We start from the raw sequence: 1774 nt of genomic DNA, 5'->3' as shown, positions 1-1774 counted from the left end.
TGATCAAGTGTGCCGGCCAGCGCGGCGGCGAAGGCCGGGTTGATGAAATCGCTGTGGCTTTGAGTCTTGCCGACCCATTGACGCAACAGCGTCAGGTCGATGTCATGCTGGCTCATGGAATGCTCTGATCAGGTGTCGATGAAATGGCAATGAGGTGAGCGGCAGATGGAAAAAACGATCGCCGGTTCACGAATGGAGCAGAGTCTGAGCGCCGCCAGTTGTCAAAACAATCTGTATTTTCTGAAGGGGGGCATCGTCTGGCGTGAAGTCACGCATGTGCGACCGCATCATTTTTTGCACCGGGTTTTCTCCGATGCAGCGCGGCCGCTGGTGTCGGTGCGCAGCATTTGCGCCGGCCCGTTCGGCTGCTATAGTGGCGACACGCCGCCATCCCTGCGGCAAAGATTGCTCTTCAATCAACATTCCACGAGAGATCCATGACGAAAACCCACCTGATGTCGCTCATCGCCGCACTCGCCTGTACTACTTCGGCAGCCTCCTTCGCACAAACCAGCCCGACCAATGCCGACAACGCGCTGTTGCAAGCCGCGCAAAAACGCAAGGACGTACTGGTCAAGGATCTCGGCACGCTGGTCAATATCGATTCCGGCACCGACGACGCCAAGGGCCTGGCGCAGGTTGAAGCGATACTGGCGCAGCGCCTGAAGGAAGTCGGCGCCAGTGTCGAGATCGTCGCCGCACCGCCGGCTGCCGGCAAGATGGTGATCGGCAAGCTGCAGGGCAGCGGCAGCAAGAACATCATGCTGATGATCCACTACGACACCGTGTTCGGCATCGGCGAAGCGACCAAGCGGCCGTTCAAGATCACCGGCAACAAGGCGTTCGGTCCGGGCGTGGCCGACGCCAAGGGCGGCGCGCTGCTGATCGTATATGCGCTCGATATTGCGCGCGAACGCGGCTTCAAGGATTACAAGACGCTCACCGTGCTGTTCAATCCCGACGAAGAAAAAAGCTCGCTCGGTTCGCGCGACATGATCAGCAAACTATCCGCCGACCAGGACTACGTACTGGTGTTCGAACCGCCTGAAGCCGACGTCGTGACCGTCGCCACCAACGGCATCGCCTACGTCCACCTCGACGTCAAGGGCCGCGCCTCGCACGCCGGCTCCGCGCCGGAAGCCGGCCGCAACGCGGCGGTGGAATTGTCCAACCAGATCATCCAACTGAAGGACCTCGGCAGCCAGGCCAAGGGCACCACCGTCAACTGGACCGTGATCCAGGCCGGCGACCGCGTCAACATCATTCCTGAAAAGGCCAGCGCCACCGCCGACATGCGGATGTCCGATGTCGGCGAAATCCAGCGCGTGCAGGCCGACGCCGACAAGATCATCCAGAAGAAGCTGATCCCCGAAACCGAGGTCAAGGTCAAGGTGGAAAACCGTCGTCCGCCGTTCAGCAAGAACGCCGACAGCGACCGCCTGGCTGCCACTGCGGACAGCATCTACAAGGAACTGGGCAAGTCGATCACGCCGGTTTCCATGCGCTACGGTACCGACGCCGGCTTCGCCTACAACCCCAAGACCGGCAAGCCCATCGTGCTCGATGGGATGGGCATCGTCGGCGACCGTATCCATTCCTCCGACGAATGGGCCGACCTGGATAGCGTGGTGCCGCGCCTGTACCTGACGGTGCGCATGATGGAAGCGATGGGTAAAGGAAAATAAGCCAAAGCACGAGAAAAAGAAAACGGACCTCCTGCAACACAGGAAATCCCACGGGAAACACTCCTGAAAAGGCAACACAACACAACGGA

General features: G+C 60.1%; 2 protein-coding genes. Both read left to right on the top strand.

Annotation, left to right across the window (positions count from 1 at the left end; genetic code table 11):
- Positions 1-165 precede the first annotated feature (165 nt).
- A complete protein-coding gene (locus HLUSI_RS32600) occupies positions 166-441 on the top strand; it encodes a hypothetical protein (RefSeq protein ID WP_157137828.1) in 276 nt (91 codons plus the stop codon).
- Entirely contained in the window at positions 438-1685 is a 1248-nt protein-coding gene (locus HLUSI_RS0111375; RefSeq protein WP_016834102.1) for a glutamate carboxypeptidase, read from the top strand. The genes HLUSI_RS32600 and HLUSI_RS0111375 overlap by 4 nt, the downstream gene beginning before the upstream one ends.
- Positions 1686-1774: the final 89 nt, after the last annotated feature.

The sequence above is a fragment of the Herbaspirillum lusitanum P6-12 genome (assembly GCF_000256565.1).
Lineage (GTDB): Bacteria > Pseudomonadota > Gammaproteobacteria > Burkholderiales > Burkholderiaceae_D > Herbaspirillum > Herbaspirillum lusitanum.
Note: the sequence above shows the minus strand (reverse complement) of the source record. Positions and strands in the feature narration are given on the sequence as shown.